Annotated in this window: 22 protein-coding genes; 9 read left to right on the forward strand and 13 right to left on the reverse strand. The window is 47.0% G+C overall.

What is annotated here, in order from left to right:
* The first annotated feature begins 86 nt into the window (after positions 1-86).
* Entirely contained in the window at positions 87-1,280 is a 1,194-nt protein-coding gene (locus IFO68_RS00330; protein WP_192013654.1) for a DEAD/DEAH box helicase, read from the forward strand.
* An 89-nt stretch (positions 1,281-1,369) separates the two neighbouring features.
* On the opposite strand, the gene IFO68_RS00335 is transcribed toward IFO68_RS00330, so the two are convergent.
* Positions 1,370-2,239, reverse strand: coding sequence for a lipase secretion chaperone (locus IFO68_RS00335; protein WP_192013656.1), 870 nt, complete (start codon positions 2,237-2,239; stop codon positions 1,370-1,372).
* A 3-nt stretch (positions 2,240-2,242) separates the two neighbouring features.
* Positions 2,243-3,184, reverse strand: coding sequence for a lipase family alpha/beta hydrolase (locus IFO68_RS00340; RefSeq protein ID WP_192013658.1), 942 nt, complete (start codon positions 3,182-3,184; stop codon positions 2,243-2,245).
* Positions 3,185-3,397: 213 nt separating this feature from the next.
* On the opposite strand from IFO68_RS00340, the gene IFO68_RS00345 reads away from it, so the two are divergent.
* Positions 3,398-4,741 (forward strand): D-serine ammonia-lyase, encoded by a 1,344-nt coding sequence (locus IFO68_RS00345; RefSeq protein ID WP_192013660.1) that lies wholly within the window; start codon positions 3,398-3,400, stop codon positions 4,739-4,741.
* Here the strand turns inward: IFO68_RS00345 and IFO68_RS00350 are convergent.
* The 8 genes from IFO68_RS00350 to IFO68_RS00385 form a co-directional block, all read right to left on the reverse strand.
* Complete coding sequence (locus IFO68_RS00350) at positions 4,738-5,319, reverse strand: hypothetical protein (RefSeq protein WP_192013662.1); 582 nt, start codon at positions 5,317-5,319, stop codon at positions 4,738-4,740. The two genes, IFO68_RS00345 and IFO68_RS00350, sit on opposite strands and share 4 nt — an antisense overlap.
* 32 nt (positions 5,320-5,351) lie before the next feature.
* Complete coding sequence (locus IFO68_RS00355) at positions 5,352-5,927, reverse strand: hypothetical protein (RefSeq protein WP_192013664.1); 576 nt, start codon at positions 5,925-5,927, stop codon at positions 5,352-5,354.
* A gap of 75 nt (positions 5,928-6,002) precedes the next feature.
* Positions 6,003-6,629, reverse strand: coding sequence for a hypothetical protein (locus IFO68_RS00360; protein ID WP_120513075.1), 627 nt, complete (start codon positions 6,627-6,629; stop codon positions 6,003-6,005).
* 223 nt (positions 6,630-6,852) lie between these two features.
* Positions 6,853-7,251 (reverse strand): hypothetical protein, encoded by a 399-nt coding sequence (locus tag IFO68_RS00365; protein ID WP_192013665.1) that lies wholly within the window; start codon positions 7,249-7,251, stop codon positions 6,853-6,855.
* 171 nt (positions 7,252-7,422) lie between these two features.
* Entirely contained in the window at positions 7,423-8,202 is a 780-nt protein-coding gene (locus tag IFO68_RS00370; protein ID WP_192013667.1) for a helix-turn-helix domain-containing protein, read from the reverse strand.
* A gap of 428 nt (positions 8,203-8,630) precedes the next feature.
* A complete protein-coding gene (locus IFO68_RS00375; protein WP_192013669.1) occupies positions 8,631-9,842 on the reverse strand; it encodes a type II toxin-antitoxin system HipA family toxin in 1,212 nt (403 codons plus the stop codon).
* Positions 9,843-9,844: 2 nt separating this feature from the next.
* Positions 9,845-10,099 (reverse strand): helix-turn-helix domain-containing protein, encoded by a 255-nt coding sequence (locus IFO68_RS00380; protein WP_192013671.1) that lies wholly within the window; start codon positions 10,097-10,099, stop codon positions 9,845-9,847.
* Positions 10,100-10,239: 140 nt separating this feature from the next.
* Positions 10,240-10,755, reverse strand: a complete 516-nt coding sequence (locus IFO68_RS00385; RefSeq protein ID WP_192013673.1) for an NUDIX hydrolase — start codon at positions 10,753-10,755, stop codon at positions 10,240-10,242.
* Positions 10,756-10,980: 225 nt separating this feature from the next.
* Here IFO68_RS00385 and galE point away from each other — a divergent pair, with 225 nt between their 5' ends.
* From galE to IFO68_RS00400, 3 genes are all read left to right on the forward strand, one after another.
* Positions 10,981-12,000 (forward strand): UDP-glucose 4-epimerase GalE, encoded by a 1,020-nt coding sequence (gene galE / locus IFO68_RS00390; RefSeq protein ID WP_192013675.1) that lies wholly within the window; start codon positions 10,981-10,983, stop codon positions 11,998-12,000.
* 228 nt (positions 12,001-12,228) lie between these two features.
* The gene (locus tag IFO68_RS00395; RefSeq protein ID WP_192013677.1) at positions 12,229-14,103 is read left to right on the forward strand and encodes a PhoX family protein; all 1,875 of its coding nucleotides are present in this window, start codon (positions 12,229-12,231) and stop codon (positions 14,101-14,103) included.
* A gap of 335 nt (positions 14,104-14,438) precedes the next feature.
* Positions 14,439-15,728 (forward strand): DEAD/DEAH box helicase, encoded by a 1,290-nt coding sequence (locus tag IFO68_RS00400; RefSeq protein ID WP_192014519.1) that lies wholly within the window; start codon positions 14,439-14,441, stop codon positions 15,726-15,728.
* Between the two features lie 45 nt (positions 15,729-15,773).
* On the opposite strand, the gene IFO68_RS00405 is transcribed toward IFO68_RS00400, so the two are convergent.
* From IFO68_RS00405 to pdhA, 3 genes are read right to left on the reverse strand one after another with little or no spacing between them, the layout of a single operon-like run.
* Entirely contained in the window at positions 15,774-16,931 is a 1,158-nt protein-coding gene (locus IFO68_RS00405) for a dihydrolipoamide acetyltransferase family protein (RefSeq protein WP_192013679.1), read from the reverse strand.
* Complete coding sequence (locus IFO68_RS00410; protein WP_192013681.1) at positions 16,928-17,911, reverse strand: alpha-ketoacid dehydrogenase subunit beta; 984 nt, start codon at positions 17,909-17,911, stop codon at positions 16,928-16,930. The genes IFO68_RS00405 and IFO68_RS00410 overlap by 4 nt, the downstream gene beginning before the upstream one ends.
* Positions 17,904-18,992: a pyruvate dehydrogenase (acetyl-transferring) E1 component subunit alpha gene (gene pdhA, locus IFO68_RS00415; RefSeq protein ID WP_192013683.1), complete on the reverse strand. Its 1,089-nt coding sequence runs from the start codon at positions 18,990-18,992 to the stop codon at positions 17,904-17,906. Before pdhA ends, IFO68_RS00410 begins: the two co-directional genes overlap by 8 nt.
* Before the next feature lie 301 nt (positions 18,993-19,293).
* Here pdhA and IFO68_RS00420 point away from each other — a divergent pair, with 301 nt between their 5' ends.
* The 4 genes from IFO68_RS00420 (at position 19,294) to IFO68_RS00435 (ending at position 22,010) form a co-directional block, all read left to right on the forward strand.
* Positions 19,294-19,743 carry an MOSC domain-containing protein gene (locus IFO68_RS00420; protein ID WP_192013685.1) on the forward strand — a complete coding sequence of 150 codons (450 nt, stop codon included), beginning with the start codon at positions 19,294-19,296 and terminating at the stop codon, positions 19,741-19,743.
* Between the two features lie 162 nt (positions 19,744-19,905).
* Positions 19,906-20,370 carry a hypothetical protein gene (locus IFO68_RS00425; RefSeq protein ID WP_192013687.1) on the forward strand — a complete coding sequence of 155 codons (465 nt, stop codon included), beginning with the start codon at positions 19,906-19,908 and terminating at the stop codon, positions 20,368-20,370.
* Between the two features lie 169 nt (positions 20,371-20,539).
* Positions 20,540-20,968 carry a thioredoxin TrxC gene (gene trxC / locus IFO68_RS00430; protein WP_192013688.1) on the forward strand — a complete coding sequence of 143 codons (429 nt, stop codon included), beginning with the start codon at positions 20,540-20,542 and terminating at the stop codon, positions 20,966-20,968.
* Between the two features lie 127 nt (positions 20,969-21,095).
* Positions 21,096-22,010: a cation diffusion facilitator family transporter gene (locus tag IFO68_RS00435; protein WP_192013690.1), complete on the forward strand. Its 915-nt coding sequence runs from the start codon at positions 21,096-21,098 to the stop codon at positions 22,008-22,010.
* Positions 22,011-22,524: the final 514 nt, after the last annotated feature.

Genomic DNA, 22,524 nt, shown 5'->3' on the forward strand with positions numbered 1-22,524 from the left:
TGGTAAGCAGACTCCGTGGTAAACTCCCGCGCTTGATGTAGGGGCAGCTCTACTTTTACCGCGTTCAGATCAACCAGGGGCGATACATGCCATTTTCTACTCTCGGACTTAGTGCACCACTGAATAAAGCAGTGGCCGAACTGGGTTACACAAAACCGACAACGATTCAGGCGAAAGCCATTCCTGTGATACTGGAAGGGCAGAATCTTATTGCTGCCGCCCAGACAGGTACAGGTAAAACAGCCAGTTTTGTGTTGCCAATACTGGAAAGACTGAGTCAAGGTCAGACCCAGCGTAAAAAGCGCGTTCGTGCCCTAATTCTGGTGCCAACCCGCGAGCTGGCGATGCAGGTGGAAGAAAAGGTCACCCATTACGGTAAGCACCTTGGTTTAACGTCGCTGGCGATGTACGGCGGTGTCGATGAGCAGCAGCAAAAGCAACGTCTGATCGACGGTGTGGATGTGCTGGTAGCCACTCCGGGCCGTTTAATTGATATGTATGGTCAGCGTGCCGTGTATTTCGAAGAAATCGAGATGGTGGTGCTGGATGAAGCGGACCGGATGCTGGATATGGGCTTTATTGAAGCCATCAACAAGATCCTGGATCGTCTGCCAGACAATAGTCAGTTTTTGCTGTTTTCTGCCACCTTGTCGAACAAGGTGCGGGATCTGGCAAAATCGGTTGTCAATAACCCGTATGAAATAAGCATCGCGGCCAATCAGGCATCAAAAGCGAATATTTCACAATGGTTAATAACGGTTGATAAAGACAAAAAATCTGCGCTCCTGAGTCATTTGATTCAGGAGAATCAGTGGGATCAGGCATTGATCTTCATAGAAACCAAGCACGGCGCAGCGAAACTGGCCTCTCAACTGGAAAAGCGCGGTATTGAAGCCGAAGCGTTTCACAGTGGCCGCAGCCAGGCTATACGTGCTCAATTGCTGGCGGATTTTAAAGCAGGCAAGATCAAATACCTGATAGCGACTGGCGTCGGCGCCCGTGGTATCGACATTGAAGAATTATCACGTGTGGTCAATTACGATTTGCCATTCCCGGCAGATGAGTATGTACACCGTATTGGCCGAACCGGCCGTGTAGATGCGACAGGTGAAGCGATCTCTTTTGTGTCAAAAGATAACTTCAAAAACCTGTGCATGATCGAAAGTCGTCTTGGACATTTGATTGAGCGTCGGGAAGTCGAAGGTTTTGCGCCGAAAAAACCTGTGCCGGTGACTGTGCTCAATTACGTCCCGAAAAACAAACGCCCCCAAAAAGACTGATGCAAGGCTGATATTGTTGTCACTTCTTATTTATTAGCGATACGCCCTGGCCGGACAGTCAGGGCGTATTGCTATTCACTCTCGCTGGGTTACTGAACTGGCGTGACTGATTGAGTCTCCCGGATAGATTCCAGAGCTTGAACACGGCGGATCTGGCTGGCAGTAAATGTGGTCTGCCTGAGGTCATTCAGCGCCTGCTGCTCTTCCTCCTTCGCCAGGTTGTTATCCGCTAAAATTGCATCCCGCTGCTGAAAATAGTGCTCCAGCTTGGTTTGAAATGCTTCCCGTGCTTTGCGCAAAGTTACCAGTCTGTCAGCGGCTTCAGGCCCCACTAATGCTTGCTGTTTCAGGTATCTGTCCTGTTCCTCTAGCGAGTTTGTAGCTTGCAGCTGCGACAACACGGCGGCATTTCGGTAGCTCTGCTGCATGACAGGTGGAAGGGTATTGATTTCCTGCTCCCAGGCATTGTAGTAATCGTCCTGATTGATTATGTGATCTTTTAATTCAAGCTGCCGTAAGGCGAGTTGGCGCTGCATATTTTCTTCGCCAAACAGCCTTTGCTGTTCTTCGATACTGAAAAATGCAGACTGGATTTGCATCACCTGCTCGTTCAATCGCTGCAGGCTTTCAGTATTTAATGGATGCCTGTTGTCAGGGTTAAGATTGCTCAGTGCCGCCCGATATTGAATGAATCGCTCGAACAAGTCGTTGTCCAGCTGATAAGCCTCCGGCTGTCCGGTATTGTAAGTGTTGAAATGTGTCTTTAGTGTTTCTAGATCTGCCTCGCCAAGTCCCGACAGAAAATAATCAAAAGTATCGCGAGATGAATAAGTGTCTACCTTTGTGTCTTGCTGGGAAGGCACTTGCATAACGGGTGTATCGGAGGTCGTTGGGTAGTAGAAACAGACCGCACTCGCTGCTGCAACTACACCTATGAGTGAAAGTACGGTCTTTTTCATTATTTATAAGCCTTGTAGCTGTAAACGGTTCGCATGCTGGCGGTAAAGTGTGGTGGGCGCGGTTTCGAACAAATGCGTAATGCCCAGCAAACCGTTGATTTCATCGAGATGATTCATCTTATAATCATCACGTATCACTTTGCCCAGGTGCGAACTGCAACGGCCTACCAGACCATCATTCGGTTCGTCAAATGCCAGACCTAATACAGCCATTGCGGCATCGGTCGGGTCCAGCGCATTGGTGAAGTTACCTGTACCGCTCCACGAGAAGTAATACACGCCATTGTCAGCGATATAGTCTCCTTCACCGCATCGGGTGGTGGGGATACCTTCCGGATACTTCTGGTTAAATGCCAGCGAGCCTTCAGTGGTGAGAGCAGCCAGTGATTCAAGCGGATCTTGCGGTAATTCACTGCCGCCGGATAGAAGGTTGATCAAGGTGACCAGTCCCTGTGCCAGTTTAACGGCGATGCCTTCCGGCAGGGAGTTTTCCGGTATCGTGCCCCGGACAATATCAGCAATGCGCGAACCTTTATTCACACCGCCGATACTGGTTACAGAAGCAACCAGTTCAGGTGCAACTGAAGCGACGTAGCGGGCGGTCGGGCCCCCGTGGCTGTGTCCGATCAGGTTCACTTTTTCAGCGCCGCTGATGGCCAGCACGTCTTCCACTTGCGCCAATAGCTGCTCACCGCGTAATTCGCTACTGTTTGTGGCAGAGACCTGGGCAACATAGACGGTCGCGCCGTCTTTATTGAGCGCATGTGGAATACCGTAGAAATAATCAATTCCAGCCAGGGAATCAAAACCAAACAAACCATGAACCAGTACGATGGGGTATTGGGTTTCTGTGTAGCCTTTTTCTGACACACCAGCAGTACTGGTACCTGCCTGACTGGTAAAGGTTGCGATACAGCAGATGAATAAGCTGATTAACTGTTTCATTGTCACACTCCTTGTTAGACCTCCGATGAGTTGGAATCATAGTGGCAAATTTCAGCCCCGCCTCATGGGTGTTTCTCATTTGTGATCATTGTTTTATTTTTGTTGCATATTTGTGTCTTTGTAAGAGGCTGCTTTTCATCTGTCATCACTCCACTTAGAATCACTTTGCTCAGTAAACTCTTCGTTGTCTTTAGTTACCAAAAGGAAGCCGCAATGACTCCCAATGATGTGGAAAAGCTTAAGGCTGATTACCCATTGCTTAATCAATTGATCGCTTTGGAGGAAGTGTGCTGGTTTAATCCGGCTGTCACCAGTGTGAGTGAAGCCTTACCTTACGTAGGCTTAGATGCTCAGGATATTCAGGATGCCAGTGACAGGTTGGCGAGATTTGCGCCATTTCTGGCAACTGTATTTCCTGAAACGGCAAAGACAAACGGTTTGATTGAGTCTGAGTTGGTTGATATTCCTGCGATGAAGCAGTGTCTTGAGGCTTGTTACGGCACTGAGATTACGGGTCGTTTGATGCTGAAAAAAGACAGCCATCTGCCTATTTCCGGCTCGATCAAAGCGCGGGGCGGTATTTATGAAGTCCTGACACACGCTGAAAAACTGGCGACACAAGCCGGGCTGCTGTCTGTGTCGGATGATTACAGTAAATTGCATTCGGATGCTTTCAGGGATTTTTTCAGCCAGTACAGTATTGCGGTCGGCTCGACAGGTAATCTGGGGATGTCGATTGGCATTATGAGTGCCAAACTGGGCTTCTCTGTGTCGGTTCACATGTCAGCGGATGCCAGGGAGTGGAAAAAGCAGAAGCTCAGAGACCATGGCGTGAATGTGGTGGAGTATGAACAGGATTATGGCGTTGCGGTAGAAAAAGGGCGCAAAGAATCAGAGAAAGATCCGCGCTGCTTTTTTATTGATGATGAAAATTCCCGTACCTTGTTTCTTGGTTATTCAGTGGCCGGTGAACGTCTGAAAAAGCAATTCGAAGAGCAGGGGATTGTTGTTGATCATGCACACCCGCTGTTTGTTTATCTGCCATGCGGCGTCGGGGGCGGGCCGGGTGGCGTTGCCTTTGGATTAAAAATGGCGTTTGGCGATCACGTTCACTGTATTTTTGCTGAACCCACTCATTCACCCTGCATGTTACTGGGGGTGCATACAGGTTTGCATGATGCGATCTCTGTACAGGATATTGGCCTGGATAATTTAACGGCAGCCGATGGGCTTGCAGTGGGCCGGGCGTCTGGTTTTGTCGGTCGGGCTATGGAGAGAATGCTGGACGGGTATTTCACGCTGTCGGATGAGCACATGTACCGTTTGTTGGGGCAGTTAGCCCAAAGCGAGGGCATTGAACTGGAGCCGTCTGCCTTGGCGGGTATGCCCGGTCCCGTGCATGTCAGCCGGGATCATGACTATGTCGCTAGCATGCTGTTAGATCACCAGAAAATGAAAAATGCGACTCATCTTGTCTGGGCAACGGGCGGTGGCATGGTACCACCGGAAGAAATGGCGTCATACTTAGCTAAATCTGGTGTTGATACTGTGTCTTAAGTGGATGAAATCTGAAACGTCAGGGGGCTGGACTCAGCCCCCGGTTGACCACCCGTCATAGTAATATCAATGCTGGTCTTATCGTGAATATCGAAGCTTGTCAGACTCACGTTCATATTGATGGGGTGTATGAGGTTACCTTGTGATGTCCGCAGATCTGCTGCGATAAAAAACTTGTCACTCAGCAGAAACGAAGTCTGAAAGCCATTACTCAATGCGTTATTCGCAATGACGCGATTGTTCTTCAGTAACTGAATACCTGTATATTTATTATCAGTGGTTTTCATCGCACTGAGAATATTACTGTCTTGAGTAATGAGCAGGCCATGTTCATCGTGGTGGGGGAGTTTCTCCAGGGATACATTTCTGGCAACACTGTAATTACCATGGTTATCACAGAGCCGGTAACTGTAACTTGTCTCTACTCTGAACGGGTGACGCCATCGGAATTGGCAATACGGAATGACTTTCCATGCGATGCATCTTGTTTCTTCATCCAGATGATTGTGCTGAAAGATGGTGACACTCGGTAAATGAGTGTTCAATGATAAATTGCGAAAGCAGATATCCGTTTGCATACTTCCCCCACTTAATTGAACGATTGAATATCTCAGTCGGCACTTTGTAATAAAGCACTGAAGCCCATAATGTAACCGAGTTCTTCTTTCTGAAAGGGGTCGAGACCGTACATAAAATGCACCCTCAGAAAAATATCCATGGTATTACTTTCCAGAGCAATCCATCCTTTAACGGTAAAATCGTTGCGTTTGTTACCACTTGAATCCAATTGTACATCCTGGCTATTTTCCGGCTCAGCGCTGGTTTGGTCTGACGTGGCCTCTACCGTTGTTGTATTGCTGCTATCAGGCGCAGTAGCTGATTCTGGATCTGAATGTGTCGTTTCATTGCTTTTGCCAGAGTCAGCGGAATCTGTCGGAGCTTCAGGTACAGGAATGTCCATTTGTCCTTGAGCGATCGTTAATGCCTGAATGTCACTGCTGATGCCAGCCGGATCATTCGTATAATCTGTAATGGTAATGGCCGCTGAAATAAATGTGCCATTATCACTATATTGCGGATTGCCGGTGATCTGAATGCCATTGTACGGAGCCTGAATGTTGGCTTTTTCTTTCCAGTCGCCAGACTGCCAGGTATGTGGAGCCGGGCTTGTTTGATTATCAGTCATAATAGTGTCTCTTCGCAGAAAAATGGATTGAAGCAGGTGTTACAGGCACAGCTGTAACACCTGGGTTATTCAGTCTTATTTGTTGATGTTTTCCAGATGGAATTCAAAAGGTGAGGCGGTTGGCCCTGAACCACCACCGGTCATAACAAGATCGGCACTTTGAATACCGAACAGGTTAATTTCAGTGTTGACTTGCTGGATAATCGCTGAATTCATCACTTCGCCTTCAACCACCTGTGAAACAACCCCGACGAAAATGCTTGGATGGAATTGGAAGACCCCTTTCTGACCCGGTGAAACATTGGTTTTAGCAGCCAGTAGCTTTCCGTCACGATAGATATTGGCATTAATCGAACCACTGCTCAGGTTATTACGTACTTCAACTTCTTGTTGAGATACGGCGGGTGTACTGGCAAGCCGCAGTACATCACCGGATGTATCTTTTACCATTTCATAGGCCTGCCCGTCGTAAGCTGTCATCTGTGGTGTGTAGTTACCGAAGGAATCACTTGCACAGACTTCGAATTTCAAAGGATAAACGAAAGGATGGTTATCATTACGCCCGCAGTTTTGGATAACACGCCAGGCAATGGCTATTTCGTCAAAACTCTCGGCGACATTTTTCTGGAAAATAACCACTTCGCTGTTGTTGACATCATTAGAGCGGTTAATGAAGTTTAAGTTGATTTGTGACTGTGACATGTTCTTTTCCTCATAGATTAACTGACGTTTGTGTTCGTTGATTTTGGTGCTTGAGTTGTTCAGGCACAGGTTAAAGATAACGGTATTTTCTACTATTAACCTTTGTTTAATACCTTAATTTCTTTCCGATATCATTATTTTTGATTTTTAATGTGATGAACTTTATTTTTAAAATAAGAAAGCCCATAAAATGGGCTTTCTGTTTGTGCGGGAGACGGATTGATTATGGCGCTGTACCTGTAACCTGATAGCTTGCAGCATTATCAAAGCTTTGATTCAGTGCTGATTGCACTTTTCTTAATACCCCCTGCTGGTTGGGCTGATCGTTAGTCATTGTTTCTTCAGAAACATTGACGTGAGCAACAGTGCTGTTACCATTCACACCATTGACCTGAACCTGAAGGTTATGAAAACGATAGTTACCTTGCATAAAGGTTCCCTGCATATCCAGACGCATGGTTTGGTTTTGGACAATCGTTCCTGCGTTGTTACGGTAGATATCTGCATAGGTCAGTTGTCCTATAACATTATAAACTGCTTCTTTCTGATTGTTATTAAACACATTAGGTGAGCCAGGGTATATATTGTTGATAGCTCCTGTTTGTTGTACGTTAACTGTCATGATAAAGCTCCTTCTCTGACGTTGTAGTAGATAGTTCTATATATTGTTCTTTGGTCCGGCCTTTACTTGGTCAAGAACAACTTAATGTTATGTCATGCTGATTTATTTTCCTTTCATGAAATCATCTATAACTTTGAGTTAAGCATGATTCATGGCCGTTTGAGCCAGAATTTAACTTTGCATAGAGGATTTAAATTGTTTTCTAAACTGGCTAGGGCAGTTATGGTAAATACGCTTAAATGCCGTTGAAAAATTATTTGAGTCCATGTATCCCACTTTTTCTGCGATCTGAACAATGTTGAGAGAGGATGTTTCCAGTAATTCTGCTGCTTTATGCATTCTCTGTTTTCTTAACCATTCAAAGACAGTCATACCTAAGTGATCCTTAAATACTTGATTGAGCTTGTTTCTGTTTGTTCCAAGTATCCGGCAAAGCGTTTCTAGCCTGACATCTTCTGATATCGCACCATTGAGGTGTTTTATGCATTTCTCAATTAAAATAAGTTGTGAATCCATGGAATCCCGGTTGTTGTTTATTTGTTCAGGTAGGGATTCATTACTTTGGTGTGTGTTGTTTGTTTTTTCATTGGAATGCAGTATATGCATTATTCTGTAGTTAATTTCTTTGCTAATGAATGGGCAGCTAATGTAATCAGTGATACCTATGTCAAATAATTGCTTCTTGTGATTGTATTCACTGTTAATGATTGCAATGAAGTCAGGTGGTGTTGTTTGTTGCAGTAGAAAGCGAATTGTTAGCGCATTTTTTGTGATCTTTATGAGTTCGAAATCATTGTTGATAGCATCAATGATGATCAAGTCAGGTGTGTCTCTAAATTGTAACTGTGATATGTTTTTTATGTTTTTATGAGAGAAAATAATATTTCCTTTAAATAAGTTCTCTTGCAATTCTATGGAGTAAGTTGGTTTTACACTCAGTACCCATGCCAATGAAAAGTATTTTTTTTACAGTTTGTTATATTCATTTTGATATTCCTTTATTAACTTTCTTATATTGGCGTACTGTTAAGTAACGCTCTGACGTTGTATGTGTTAGTAATTTAATTACTGTCACAGTCGTAACTGTAAGAGAGTTCTCTCTATATTGCCTTTGAAAAAATCACTAACAGCTTTGTATTATGCACTAGGATTCTGTTGTCTATAAGTTTGAGAGATTTATAAACATTGCGATTGGTATTTTCTTGTCTAATGATGGCTTATGGCAAGGCTGAGATAGATTTAATTGATGGCTGCTAACACCGATTAACGTGTCTGCTATAGAGGTAAGTAGGAGTTTATTTAACATTTTAAATTGAAATATACAGCGTGATATCCTGCTTAAAAATGGTATGTTAACACATGTTATTGTTTCAGGTGAATTACTCGAACTTACGTTTTTTTTCGTGCCGATACGACTTTGCACTATAGCTGGATACCATGGTTTCAGAAACTGACTTACCTATGGAGGTTTTTAGCCCTTCCATTAACAATATTTCATCTGATCGATCTAAATAGTCTGTGATGCCTTGTGCCAGCTCTTCAATGATCTTATCGGCCTGCCGAATTCTGAAACTTGTGGACTCTGCCAGTTTTAACAGATGGTGTTTATCCGGGAAGACTTTGCTGTTCGCCATTTTGAGTGCCATTTTATTGTCAATGGTGTCGTAAATCAGAGTGTGGGTGATATCAAAAGGCGGGGAGACAAATATGTGTTGCATGTCTTGTGTGTATTGCAATGCGAAGTTTTTCAGATGTGCATCACCGTTGCCGATCAGGCAGTTAAAGACAATGTACTTATACATTTTCTCCACCTCAGCCAAATTATTGGTGTACAGGTGGGTTGCTTTGAGCAGAGTTTCGTAGCTGCCGGTATATTTGGCGTCCGGGTTGTTGGGTTTTTTCAATAAGGTGGTGAAGTCCTCATATCCCAGTAACTGGTCATCTGGTTTGTCAAAACGTTCGACAATAAAGGTTTCCATATTGCCGGACAGATAGGTGGCTGGCGGCGCTAAGCCGCAATGGCGTGCCGCTTCCATACAGACATATTCATTGACCGTCAGTAACGGAAACTCCGTATCGAAAGATTTAACGATCAGATCTTTTTGTTCAACCGTTCGGTCTGTTTTGGGAATGCTGACCTTAGGCTGCACACCGGCCAGCGCATTGTGCAGGTAATATTTCTCGAGCAGTTGCGGAAACAAAGGCGTGCTACCCTGATAAGTCAGAATGTCAGTCAGGGATACCGAGTCGGCTTCCGGAAGCTGCAATTCGCTCTGGTAGCTGAGCATACCTATGCTGTGTTTGCCCTGCAGTGCGAGCAGATACATGTCATTGACTCGGGCATATCTTGCCAGTTTTTCAGCAATGAACCGGCGATTGAAGCCTTCGGGCAGATTCTGCGCGAAAATAGGGTGTAATGCACCGGAGGAATAGCCATCCAGATTAGGCTTTGTCATGGTAAGAGAGACATGGCGCGGAGTTTGTATCGGCTGATAATGATGAACGAAACCATGTGTTAACACGCCTAATTCGTCTTCATCCAGGCACACCGTTATCTTTTCTATTTTGGCGGGCAGGTGATCAAGAGCCATGCTCAGCCCTCATCAAACAGTGTGTCGATATCATCCCAGTCTGGCAACTGATGTTGCTTGGGTGATACTTGCAATTGCAAGTCAACGGCATCCAGGTAGCGCTCGAAAATGTCCAGGGAACCGGTAAAGCGACCGTTTTCAATTTCTGACAAGGTGGTTTTGTTAATGCCTGTCTGTTCTGCCATGGCTTTCTGTGTCGCACCTCTGGCTTTTCTTGCTGCGGCTATTGCTTTACCTATGCTCTCTCTGTTGGCCATGTTGAAATCCTATTAGCTATATAGCAAACAGTGTAGTTGATTGTTTGTAAGTTATCTATATAGCTAACTTACAGGTGAATTGTAAAGTTAGCTATATGGCTAATATTGATGATGTGAAATACAAAAATTGTGGCTTGTTGTCAGATCAGGCCCATGACCTGTAATTTCAGAAAGACCGCCAGTGTTTTGGCATCCTGAATCTCATTGCTGGCCACCTTTTGGATGAAAGTATCAACAGTCATAGTCACGACCTCGAGGATTTCATCTGCATCAAGATCACCTTCAGCCGGTGAAAGTTCTTTAGCCAGAAATACATGCTGAACCTCATCACAAAAACCGGGAACCGGCAGGAGTTCACCCAGAGCCAGCCACTCACTGGCGGCGAGTTGTGTTTCCTCCGCCAGCTCTCGCTTCGCGCAATATGCTATCTCTTCACCTTTTTCCAGAGTGCCTGCGGGGAATTCCAGAATCCAGCGTCCGATTGCTGGACGGTATTGTCGTAACAGAACCAGTTCCCCATGCGTCGTGACAGGCACAATGACCACCGCGCCCGGATGGCGGACTGTGGTAAAAGTGATGTCGCGTCCATCCGGCAATTGGTGTGTCCCTTGTTCTACGGAAAAGCCTTTCCATTGACACAGGGTCTGTGATTTCATATTGCCTCTATGTGTTTTCATAACTTAATGTGTCAGCCAGTGTAACACTGAAGGCTGGGCAGAGTGTTTATCGCTGCAATAATGCCGGGTATGGATTATAAAGAAATTCTCGATTTGTGGGCCACGAGCGAAGCGCCACAAGCCATGCGTCAGATGACGGTTGAAGATTCTCTGATATACTCAGCATCTGCAGCATAATGAAGAACTAAAAAACAAGGAGATTGTATGCGCGTACTGGTCACGGGCGGTATGGGGTATATTGGCAGTCATACCTGCGTACAAATGATAGAAGCGGGAATGACTCCAATCATTGTCGACAACCTGTATAACAGCAAGAAGACTGTGTTGGAGCGAATTGAAAAACTGACCGGCGTCAGACCGGCGTTTTTTGAAGGTGATATTCGTGATCGCGTATTTCTGGATAAAGTATTTCGTGAGAATGATGTTGAATCAGTGATTCACTTTGCAGGTCTGAAAGCTGTGGGTGAATCGGTTGCCAAGCCACTGGAATACTATGACAACAATGTTCACGGAACGCTTGTGTTGGTTGAAGCAATGCGTGAAGCCGGTGTGAACAGCATCATCTTCAGCTCTTCGGCCACAGTATACGGCGATCCGGCGAGTGTGCCTATTCTTGAATCCTTCCCGACCAGCGCGACCAACCCTTACGGCCGCAGTAAGCTGATGGTAGAAGAGTGCCTGACGGATATTCAGCATGCTCATCCTCAAATGAGCATCACACTGCTGCGATACTTTAACCCGGTAGGGGCGCATGAGTCTGGAGAAATGGGAGAAGATCCTCAGGGGATTCCCAACAACCTCATGCCTTTCATTGCTCAGGTCGCTGTGGGTCGTCGAGAGTTTTTGTCTGTGTTCGGCGATGATTACCCAACGGTTGATGGTACGGGTGTACGCGATTATATCCATGTTGTCGATCTGGCGGATGGCCATGTGGCAGCACTGACGCACAAAGGGAAAGAAGCCGGTCTGCATATTTATAATCTGGGGACTGGCAATGGTCTGAGCGTCTTACAAATGGTTGAAGCCTTTGCAAAAGCCTCAGAGAAAGCGGTGCCTTACCAGATTGCACCACGACGTCCCGGTGATATAGCAGAATGCTGGGCAGATCCAGGCAAAGCAAAGAAAGAATTGCATTGGGCAGCATCCCGTACTGTCGATCAAATGACGCAGGACACCTGGCGCTGGCAGTCGCAGAACCCGCAAGGCTACCCGGACAGCCACTGACAGTAGCGATATGTATTGCAAAAGCGGCCCGACACAGGCCGTTTTTTTATTGTCACCCCTAAACCACCGCCGAAGGCGGCTTTTGACTTGCGCAATACGATTAACTCACTGCTTTTCAATGCCTTTTCATCGTTAAGACACATAATCTTCATGAGTTTGTAAGATTTAGTGCATATGCTCCGCTCGTTAAACCTATTTGGATATGCGAAGAATAATAAGGAGCATACAATGTGGAAGCGTGATGAGCAGGACTCGCAACTAACTAACATGATTGAGGCGAGATTATCGCGCCGTCATTTCCTGACTGGAACCGCTGCTGCAGGTGCAGGGGCATTTCTGGCATTAAACCCGGTAGCCAACGCAGTGGCTGCTTCACCTACATCCTCCCTGCTGAATTTTGAAGCCGTACCCGCTTCTACCGCAGATACCGTAGTGGTACCAAAAGGTTACAAGGCAAGCCCGCTGATGTCATGGGGCGATCCTATCTTTCCCGGTGCGCCTGAATTTGACCAAAGCGGAAAACAGGATTCACATGCACAAGAGCGTCAGTTCGGTGATAACACAGATGGCATGAGCTTTTTTGCAATCAGTGAAGATCGCGGCGTTCTGGCTATCAATAATGAATACACCAACTACGAGTATTTATTTGATCACCAGGGCGACAACATGACGGCGGATGATGTGCGTAAGGCACAGGCAGCCATCGGTGTGACTATCGTTGAAGTCGTGCGCAAAAACGGACAGTGGGTTGTTGATCAGAGCGGTAAACGAAATCGCCGTATTACTGCGAATACGCCTATGATGCTCACAGGGCCGGCCGCGGGTCATGAACTGATGAAAACCAAGGCGGATCCGGCAGGAATTAAACCATTGGGTACATTCAATAACTGTGCAAACGGCCTAACGCCCTGGGGAACGTATCTGACTTGTGAAGAAAACTTTGACGACTTCTTCGGCAGTGATGCAAAGGGGGATGTTAACGCGAATCAGGCCCGTTATGGCATTTCAGCGTCACCCAGTGATTACAAATGGCATCAGCATGATGAACGTTTTGATGTACTGAAAAATCCGAATGAAGCCAACCGCTTTGGTTGGATCGTCGAGATCGATCCAAATGATCCACAGTCAACGCCAATGAAGCGTACGGCATTAGGCCGTTTTAAACACGAAAATGCCGAATTGACGCTGAATAAAGATGGTCATGTTGTGGTGTATCTGGGCGATGATGAACGCGGTGAGCACCTGTACAAATTTGTTTCTAAGCACCGTTTTCAGCAAGGTAACGATGCCGCTAACCGCAAATTGCTGGAAGAAGGCACTTTGTATGTTGCCCAGTTCGGTATGAATGACGATCAGCTGAAAGGTCAGGGGAAGTGGCTCGAACTGACGTTCGGTAAGCATGGTTTAACACCGGAAAATGGGTTTAATGATCAGGCTGAAGTGCTGATTTTTGCTCGTCGGGCTGCCACTCAGGTAGGTGCAACAACTATGGATCGTCCTGAGTGGGTGGCTGTGCATCCGGACAATAAGCATGTGTTTTGTACACTGACAAATAATAAGAACCGTGGAAAAGAAGGGCAGCCCGTTGGTGGGCCGAATCCACGGGCTAAGAACAACTATGGTCAGATTTTGCGCTGGATGCCATTAAATGGCGATCACACCAGTGAAGGTTTTGTCTGGGATTTGTATCTGATTGCGGGCAATCCTTCGATTCATAATGGTGACTTGTACGCCGGCAGCGACAATATCAATGCCGGTAACATGTTTAACAGCCCGGATGGCATCGGGTTCGACAGCGCAGGCCGCTTGTGGATTCAGACTGACGGTAACTATTCGAACAAAGGCGATTTTGCCGGGCAGGGCAATAATCAGATGCTGTGCGGTGACCCTATGACGGGTGAAGTGCGCCGTTTCATGACCGGGCCGGTCGCTTGTGAAATTACGGGGCTGGCATTCTCGCCGGATAACAAAACCATGTTCGTGGGCGTTCAGCACCCAGGCGAAGAAGACGCGCCATCGCATTTCCCTTACGGTGGTAACACCAAACCGCGTTCGACTATCATGATGATTACCCGGGAGGACGGGGGCGTGATTGGTGCATGATGGCGCGTGATAGCGAAACATTAACAGCGTACTACTAACCAAAACGAAAATGGCCTCAGTGATGACTGGGGCCATTTTGTTTCAGGCTTTACTGTCTCTGATTACGGTTTAACACAGTAGCGATGATCAGAATATGTTGTACGGTGCTCTGTTATCTTGTCGTGGTTAATCAGGATAACTATGGTATAATCCGCCGCTAAATTTTCTTCCGGCTGTGAGCCAGGTCACAAGCAATCAGCGGGAAATTTTCTTGTTTTAGAGCGTTTTACCGGAGCAATACTTTGCACTTTAAAGATCTTGGTCTTGATCAGCGACTGTTGAAAAAATTGAATCATATGGCCTTCTCGCAGGCGACAGAAATCCAGCAGCAAGCCATTCCTGTTGCTATTGCTGGAAAAGATTTGCTGGCTTCCTCGAAAACCGGTTCCGGTAAAACTCTGGCATTTTTGCTGCCGGCCATGCAGCGCATGTACCGCGGTAAACCTTTTACCAAACGTGACCCGCGAGTGGTCATTCTGACACCGACCCGTGAGCTGGCAAAGCAGGTTTATGCACAGCTACGCACCCTGAATGCCGGTACACCTTATGACAGCACGCTGATCGTAGGTGGTGAAAACTTTAATGATCAGGTAAAAGCGCTGCGCAATGACCCAATGTTTGTGGTGGCAACACCTGGCCGCTTAGCGGACCATCTGGAGCACCGCAGCACGCATCTGAACGGTCTGGAAATGCTGATCATGGATGAAGCGGATCGCATGCTGGATCTGGGGTTTGCGCCGGAGTTGCGTAAAATTCACCAGGCCGCTGATCACAGACGCCGTCAGACCCTGATGTTTTCCGCCACGCTAGATGATCCGGAAGTCATTGATATCGCATCTGAAATGCTGAATGAACCTAAGCGTATTGCTGTTGGTCATGCGGCACAGGATCATGGTGATATTGAGCAACGTTTTATCTTGTGCGATCACCTGGATCATAAGCAGGCTATTTTGGATCGCTTGCTGGAGCAGGAAAATTATGACCAGGTCATTATTTTTACCGCGACACGAGAAGACACGAACCGCCTGACTGAATTGCTCAATGAACGCAAACTCAAAGCGGTGGCCCTGAGTGGTAATCTGAATCAAACGCAACGTAATAACATCATGAGCCAGTTTGAGCGTAATGTTCACAAGATTCTGGTGACGACGGATATTGCATCGCGTGGTTTGGATATCAGTAAAGTCTCACACGTTATTAACTTTGACATGCCCAAGCACGCTGAAGAATATGTTCACCGTATCGGACGAACTGGCCGGGCCGGTAACAAAGGTGATGCAGTGTCGCTGGTGGGGCCGAAAGACTGGAAAAGCTTTAAGAATGTGGAAGTTTTCCTGCAGAAACAAATCAGTTTCACCGCTCTGGAAGGGCTGGAAGGCAAGTTTAAAGGGCTGAAACCTGCACCTAAGAAAACCTATCAACCGAAGAAAAATACCAAGGCGAAACCTCAACAGGATAAAGCCAAAACGGCGTCTAAACCGAAGAAGAAGCTGGATAAACGCTTCTACGACAACATGGCCGTTGGGGATAATGTCTTTATGCCGAAGAAGAGAAAACCGGCAGAGCCGTCAGCAGATGACGAATAACTGAAGAAAAACAGGCCAGCTTTGCACTGGCCTGTTTTTTATGCGTTAACCATGCGGTTTTGACAGGTGTTGAACAAGGGCTCTCACAAACCGAGCGGCTTCGCCCCCTGTACAGGCCCTGTGATCAAAGGTCACTGACAATGGCATGGCTTTTACAGAAAGCGGTTTGTTATCTTTCATCACGAGTTTATCAATGAGCCGGCCAGCTCCCACTATGGCCACCTGTGGCGGAGTGACTACCGGCGTTGCATAAATGCCCGCAATCGCACCGAAGTTAGACAGTGTGATAGTGGCATGCTGAAATTCTTCCCGGCCAATTTTTCTGGCCCTGATACCTTCTGCTGTTTCGTTTATCCAGCGTCGGATGGCTTTGGGATTCAGACTGCCCGCATCCCTGAGTACCGGAACATACAGACCATGCGGACTGTCTACCGCGATACCGATGTTGACTTTATGGTGTACGCAGCGCGTCATGGTTTCGGCATCAAACCAGGCATTCAAAGCTGATTCCTGTTCACAGGCAGAGACAATGGCCTGAATAATACGGGTGGTGATGTCTTCGTCTTTCGGCCATTTGTCCAACAGTGCTTCTTCTGTGATGGTAACAGCGGCGACCTGCTGATGGGCTTCTGTCATGCTGCCGACCATAGTGCGGCGAGCACCTTTTAGCACTTCAGTGCCCGGCAGTTGCTGATCGCAGGCCCGGTAGACATCGGCTTCGACAATGACGCCATTGGGCCCGCTTCCGTTGATCTGCTTAAGGTTAACCCCCAGTTTCTGAGCCAACAGCCGGGCGGCAGGTAAGGCGCTGATATGTTCAGAGGATGGTTTTACCTGACTACCAACCCAGAACTCATCAACGCTGACGCTCTGTGCATGGTGGGAGACGTTGCCTACCACTGTGGCTGCATCGGCACGTTGTTTTTTTTCCGATTGGCTGGCTTCTTTGACATCGGTATCGGTAGAATTTGTTTCGTCGATCTCCAGCAGCAGACTGCCGATAGAGATGACATCACCTTCACTTCCGTGACGGCTTACAATGGTGCCACTGTATGGCGCAGGCACTTCAACAGTGGCTTTTGCAGTTTCAACGGTTAGCACGACCTGGTCAACTTCCACGGTATCACCGACACTGACATGCCATTCAATAATTTCAGATTCGGCGAGTCCTTCGCCCAGATCCGGCAAGGAAAACGTCTTCATTTCCACCCCTCCACAAGTTGTTTGGCCGCAATGACAATGTCGTCTTTATTAATCATGAAATACTCTTCATTGCGGTAATAAGGCATGACAGTATCCATACCTGTTACCCGAATTGGTGGCGCTTTTAACAGGCACATTGCTTTCTCAGAGACTTGCGCCAGTAATTCGGCACCGACACCGCAGGTTTTACTGGCTTCATGTACCACCAGTAATCGGCCGGTTTTTTCCAGCGAGGCAATAATGGTGTTGATGTCGATGGGTTTTATTGAGGCCAGATCAATGACTTCTGCTTCAATGCCCATTTTGGATAATTCGTTCACAGCGTCCAGGCTTTCGACAACGCAGGCTCCCCAGGTAACTAATGTCAAATCTCGTCCTTTTCGCAGTGTGAAGCAGGTATCCAGCGGAAGGGCTTCACCGTTGTCGATGACATCAGATTTCACCGTCCGGTAGATGCGTTTGGGTTCGAAGAACATAACAGGGTCATTGCTGCGGATAGCCGCGAGCAACAGGCCATAGGCACGTTTCGGCGATGAAGGGATAACCACTTTCAAACCCGGAGTATGGGCAAAGATCGCTTCAACACTTTCGGAGTGGTGCTCCGGGGCATGAATTCCCCCTCCGAAGGGAGCGCGGAAAACGGCAGGGCAGGTGAGTCGCCCCCGGGTGCGGTTACGCCAGCGAGCCGCATGACAGATCAGATGCTCAAGTGCAGGGAAGACAAAACCCTGAAATTGAAATTCAGCGACCGGGCGAAGCCCCTGGCTTGCCATTCCTATGGTGACACCGCCAATCAGAGATTCAGCTAACGGTGTGTCTATCACACGCTTCAAACCGAATTCTTGCTTCAGGCCAACAGTGGCACGAAATACACCGCCGTTATCACCCACATCTTCACCCAGTATGACCACATTAGGATCTCTGGCCATTTCGTGATGCAGAGCGAGGTTGACGGCTTCCAGCATGGTAATCTCAGCCATGGCGGCCTCCCTGCATGCGCATTGCTTTATTGATAATGGCATCCCGTTGGGGATGCATGTCATCAGTTGGTTGTTCATACAGATAATCGAAAGCTGCCTCTGGGGGCTGAGGAGCAATGGCAAGATAGCGCTCTACTGCTTCTTCCACGACTTTACGGCAGTGAGCCAGCCAGTGTTTTTCATCGTCTTCAGACCAGGCGCTTTGCGACATGAGAAACGCTTTCAGGCGTTTTACTGGTTCATACTGCCAGGCTTGCTGCAGCTCATCTTCACTCCGGTAACGGCTGGCATCATCAGCAGTTGTGTGATCACCTAAGCGATAACTGACGGCTTCAATTAAGGTGGCACCTTTGCCTTTTCGCGCTCGGTCCAGACTTTTCATAATGATGTCATACATGGCAATGATGTCATTACCGTCGACGGTTATGCCGGGCATGCCTGCGCCTTTGGCTTTATCGGACAAAAATTCGGCGCCGCACTGCAACTTGCGGGGCACAGAGATCGCCCACTGGTTATTGTTAATGACAAAAACTAACGGGATGTTCCAGGCGCCCGCGCAATTGATGGATTCCAAGAAATCACCTTTAGAGGTTGCGCCATCACCACAGGTGACGAGCGCAGCATGATGGCCTCCCTGGATTTTCAGTGCAGCTGCAACGCCAACGGCATGCGTGCATTGCGTGGCAATCGGCACACAAAAAGGAAGATCACGACAGGGTTGATCGTTAAACGCAAAATCGCTGCCTCGCTCGTCACCGCCCCAGTATTGGAGATTTTTTTCCATTGCTATTCCGCGCGCCCACATTGCAGGCATGTCGCGGTAGTAAGGCACAAAGACATCGTCTTGCCTGAGGGCGCGACCAACAGCAATACCTATGGCCTCGGATCCTAAATGGGATGGGTAGGTCCCAAGTTTACCTGTACGCTGAAGCGCGACAGCTTTGTTGTCATAAACTCTGGTTAGCACCATGTCACGGTAAAAGCCTTGCAGCGTTTGGATATCCGCCCATGCTGGCAGAGGCGAGAGTAACTGCCCCTGATAATCCAAGTAGCGGTGCATGCTTGTGGCTTGAACATTCATATCAAGCTCCTTCTGTCACTGCCCGAAACCATTAGGGCAGAAAAGTCACTATTGTTAATTGTGTATTGCTAACCCTGGCTATCCCCTTCATCCTTGGTGTTGCAATTAGTTTCGCTTCAACCTGGCATTTTTGGGTATAGTAGGTGCTTTACATACATGGAGTGGTGAACACTTCTAATTGTAATCAAAGTGTTAAAAAATGCGCTGGTAGCACATTGCTAACTTAGTAAAGAATTCGGTACAGCAGGTGATTTACCAGTGTTAAATGCTGTATTTTGATGAGTGTTAGGGAGATGTTTGGATGAAGTTGATTGGAATTGCCAGACGCAAAGCGTCACGTGCTGTTATGGAAGAATTAAATCAAGTCAATGTAACCTGTGAAAGCGGTGTAGAAGATGACTTTCGTGGTAAACCCGGTAAGCGACAGGTGACAGTATTGTCCCTTGATTCCTGGCAAGATGCCTGTGATGAAGTGGGGGAGACATTGCCCTGGACCATTCGTCGAGCCAATCTGCTGGTGGAAGGGGTACGTTTTTCTGAGCGCAATGTCGGCGACATCATCGCGATTGGCAGCTTGCAGCTTCAGATTACAAGAGAAACCGATCCCTGCCCCCGTATGGATGAGCAATTTCAGGGAATGACTCAGGCACTCAGGTCGGAATGGCGTGGCGGAGTATGCTGCCGTGTGTTGTCTGACGGAGATATTCAACTGGGAAACAGTGTTCAGCTTGTCACACAGGTTGAGTCCTAAGTTTCTCAGTCCAGTTTTCTCAATAGATAACCAGGTGTCTCAGTGCTAAGAAATCGCGGTCTTTGCACATGTTGAAAAAGGTATTTCACGCATACTTTTCTATATATTGAAGGGCAGCATTCTGCTGACGCTGCCCGGATTCAGGAACGGGAAGTGTGTAAAATGAAGTTGTATTTTATTGTCTTTATTGCCTGCTTTACTGCATCTGCCTGCTCTTCTCAACGTGGCAGCGATAATGTCTATGCCCAGCAAGAGAGATATGTGCAGCAGGCATGTTACAGCCATTCAGCAATAGACAGCTATGCTGAGAACTTCAACATATTTCTGACTGAGCGCAAAAAGGAATTGAAAGTTCTTCGCCCAGAGTTGAGTTCGGAGAATTATCAGCAGTTGGATACAGCGTTGAATCATTTTGCCGACTATTGGAAAACGCTGAACGATGAGAGGGATCTTGCGTGTGAAGAGCAGGCTGCCTGCGAGTTCATGCAGCTGAAATCGCCCCAGATAAAAATAGTCGATTCTGAAATGTGTGATGGTTCAGAGTTCATGTACAGTGTCAGCCGGGCCAAGATCATCTCATTTTTTAGTGATATTGAACGGCTCCAGTTACAGCGCACTGATTTTTGAATTTGACGGCAGAAGCAGCGACTTGTCCCACTCTGTGATATCGAGTTAAGTTAACGGGGCTGGGACTTGCCGTTATCCTGGTTTTTTATAAGTTGTGGTATACTGGCGAAAATTTGTATCAGACGGCCTGTCTGAATAACAAAGAACAGGCTGGGGAAATAGGGAAAACATGCCAAGTTTTACTGTGAGCTGTCCGCATTGTCACAAGGCAGTGTCTCTGCAGACCACGTCATTATCCAATACCGTTTCTTGTGTACATTGTTCTAAAGCCGTATTGGATGGCAGCCCGGTTGAGGCAGACAGTAAGAACTTTGCTATGCTGATTCAAAGTCCCAAACCTGTGATAGTGACGTTTTGGGGTAATAATTGTGCTCCCTGTCAGGCTTTTAAGCCAGTGGTTGAGCAAGTTGCTAAACAGAAAAAGCAATACCGTTTTGTCAGGGTGAATGTTAATCAGCATCCGGATCTGGCAAAGCGCTACAGAGTAAGAGGTGTTCCGACTGTTCTGGTTTTCAGAAAAGGGCGCCAACAGGCGACCTTGAACACCGCATTACGAAAACCTGCGTTTTTGCAATGGCTTGAAGATACACTCGACTGAGTGCCGGCCACCAAAGCGAGTTTCGCAGGTTCATTAAATCGTCATGCTTCAATGGTTGACTGGCTATAGGTCAACAGTTTAAAGCTGATACTAATATCAACACTTTGGGAAAAATGAGGAGGAATTTATGGCTATCAGCCGTAAAATTAGTAAGGAACGTCTGGCACTGAAAATGTCTCTTGCCGGTACGGTCCTGCTTGCCACTATGGGTATAGGTTATGGGCTGTATGTGGGATCTAGTGCGATTCTGCTCGACGGTATGTTCTCTTTTCTGAGTATGGGTATGACAGGCCTGAGTCTGTATACCGCCTACCTGGTCTCAAGACCGGACGATAACCACTTTCAGTTTGGTTACGCCCACATCGAACCTTTGATCAATGTCGTCAATGGCTTGCTCATCTTGGTAACCTGTCTGTTTGCATTCGCTAGTGGTGTGCAAACCATTGTCAACGGTGGCCATGAAGTTGTGCTGGAGCATGCAATGGTATACGCAGTGTTGTCTACCATCAGCTGTTTTGGCATCTATTTCACGGAAACTCACATTGCCCGTAAGGTAGACTCGGAACTTGTTCGGGTCGACTCACAGGAATGGTTGGTCGATGGCATCTTGAGTGCTGCAATTTTAGTTGGTTTCATGCTGGTAATGGTGTTCGACAAAATAGGCTATTCGCATTGGAATGCTTATGTCGATCCCATTCTAGTGTCTGCAATGGCGATTGCTGCGTCGGTTCTGCCGATTAAGGTATTACGCCGTAACTTGCGTGAGGTGCTATTGGTCGCTCCTCATGACCAGGTGCAGAACCGGGTGGATAGTGTGATTGAAGATCTGTCTAAACAGTACAACTTCGATGACTATACTCACCATTTCGCTAAAACAGGCCGTCAGTACGATCTGGAAATCAACATCCTTGTAAAAGACGATAAATACTGGACTACAAAACGTCAGGATAAGATTCGTCAATTATTGTGGGATAAATTGAAAGGCGAGCTGGGTGATACATGGCTGTCTGTCACATTTACCGGTCAAAAACGCTGGCTGTAATGCGTCAGGCAGAGAGCTGAATGAAATGCGGCCCGTTCGGGCCGCATTTTTTATTAGTTAAACTTATATCAAGTTCAAAGAATCGTAAGGCAAATTTTGCTGGAAATTTGTGCAAATAAAGCGCAGAATACGCGTGGCTAAAAACTAGTCGCCGGGATGTTATAGCAAACTTTCAGTTGGAAAGCCGGATTTGAACCTTTTTCTCAGTATGCTATTGATACTGAGTCCCTTTCGGATATGCTGCCTGAACTGATAACCGCCAAACCGGAGACGGAAAAACTACTTTTATGTAGATTTTAGCTGCTCTGTTTATTTTTTCTTGGCTGGTCGTTTAAGACTGCAGTGATTATCTGAATTTGGGGAAAGTTATGTTCGAGACACTACTGGTAATGGCGTTTATTGTTGGCGGGATTGTGGTTGTATTAAAAGAAAAGAAAACCTGCAAGAACATTAACTACTCCAGTAAATCACTGTAAGTTAGCACAAAGATTCACTCGCGCATGGCGGCTTAAGC

The sequence above is a fragment of the Photobacterium arenosum genome (assembly GCF_014841115.1).
Classification (GTDB): domain Bacteria; phylum Pseudomonadota; class Gammaproteobacteria; order Enterobacterales; family Vibrionaceae; genus Photobacterium; species Photobacterium arenosum.

Excerpts from the sequence above, each read along its gene's own strand:
- IFO68_RS00365 (WP_192013665.1), bottom strand. The coding sequence starts at position 7,251 with ATGACAGTTAACGTACAACAAACAGGAGCTATCAACAATATATACCCT.
- IFO68_RS00435 (WP_192013690.1), top strand. The coding sequence starts at position 21,096 with ATGGCTATCAGCCGTAAAATTAGTAAGGAACGTCTGGCACTGAAAATG.
- IFO68_RS00400 (WP_192014519.1), top strand. The coding sequence starts at position 14,439 with ATGGCCTTCTCGCAGGCGACAGAAATCCAGCAGCAAGCCATTCCTGTT.
- trxC (WP_192013688.1), top strand. The coding sequence starts at position 20,540 with ATGCCAAGTTTTACTGTGAGCTGTCCGCATTGTCACAAGGCAGTGTCT.
- IFO68_RS00395 (WP_192013677.1), top strand. The coding sequence starts at position 12,229 with ATGTGGAAGCGTGATGAGCAGGACTCGCAACTAACTAACATGATTGAG.
- IFO68_RS00405 (WP_192013679.1), bottom strand. The coding sequence starts at position 16,931 with ATGAAGACGTTTTCCTTGCCGGATCTGGGCGAAGGACTCGCCGAATCT.
- IFO68_RS00355 (WP_192013664.1), bottom strand. The coding sequence starts at position 5,927 with ATGACTGATAATCAAACAAGCCCGGCTCCACATACCTGGCAGTCTGGC.
- galE (WP_192013675.1), top strand. The coding sequence starts at position 10,981 with ATGCGCGTACTGGTCACGGGCGGTATGGGGTATATTGGCAGTCATACC.
- IFO68_RS00360 (WP_120513075.1), bottom strand. The coding sequence starts at position 6,629 with ATGTCACAGTCACAAATCAACTTAAACTTCATTAACCGCTCTAATGAT.
- IFO68_RS00380 (WP_192013671.1), bottom strand. The coding sequence starts at position 10,099 with ATGGCCAACAGAGAGAGCATAGGTAAAGCAATAGCCGCAGCAAGAAAA.
- IFO68_RS00345 (WP_192013660.1), top strand. The coding sequence starts at position 3,398 with ATGACTCCCAATGATGTGGAAAAGCTTAAGGCTGATTACCCATTGCTT.
- pdhA (WP_192013683.1), bottom strand. The coding sequence starts at position 18,992 with ATGAATGTTCAAGCCACAAGCATGCACCGCTACTTGGATTATCAGGGG.
- IFO68_RS00335 (WP_192013656.1), bottom strand. The coding sequence starts at position 2,239 with ATGAAAAAGACCGTACTTTCACTCATAGGTGTAGTTGCAGCAGCGAGT.
- IFO68_RS00340 (WP_192013658.1), bottom strand. The coding sequence starts at position 3,184 with ATGAAACAGTTAATCAGCTTATTCATCTGCTGTATCGCAACCTTTACC.
- IFO68_RS00420 (WP_192013685.1), top strand. The coding sequence starts at position 19,294 with ATGAAGTTGATTGGAATTGCCAGACGCAAAGCGTCACGTGCTGTTATG.
- IFO68_RS00350 (WP_192013662.1), bottom strand. The coding sequence starts at position 5,319 with ATGCAAACGGATATCTGCTTTCGCAATTTATCATTGAACACTCATTTA.
- IFO68_RS00425 (WP_192013687.1), top strand. The coding sequence starts at position 19,906 with ATGAAGTTGTATTTTATTGTCTTTATTGCCTGCTTTACTGCATCTGCC.
- IFO68_RS00410 (WP_192013681.1), bottom strand. The coding sequence starts at position 17,911 with ATGGCTGAGATTACCATGCTGGAAGCCGTCAACCTCGCTCTGCATCAC.
- IFO68_RS00375 (WP_192013669.1), bottom strand. The coding sequence starts at position 9,842 with ATGGCTCTTGATCACCTGCCCGCCAAAATAGAAAAGATAACGGTGTGC.
- IFO68_RS00385 (WP_192013673.1), bottom strand. The coding sequence starts at position 10,755 with ATGAAATCACAGACCCTGTGTCAATGGAAAGGCTTTTCCGTAGAACAA.
- IFO68_RS00330 (WP_192013654.1), top strand. The coding sequence starts at position 87 with ATGCCATTTTCTACTCTCGGACTTAGTGCACCACTGAATAAAGCAGTG.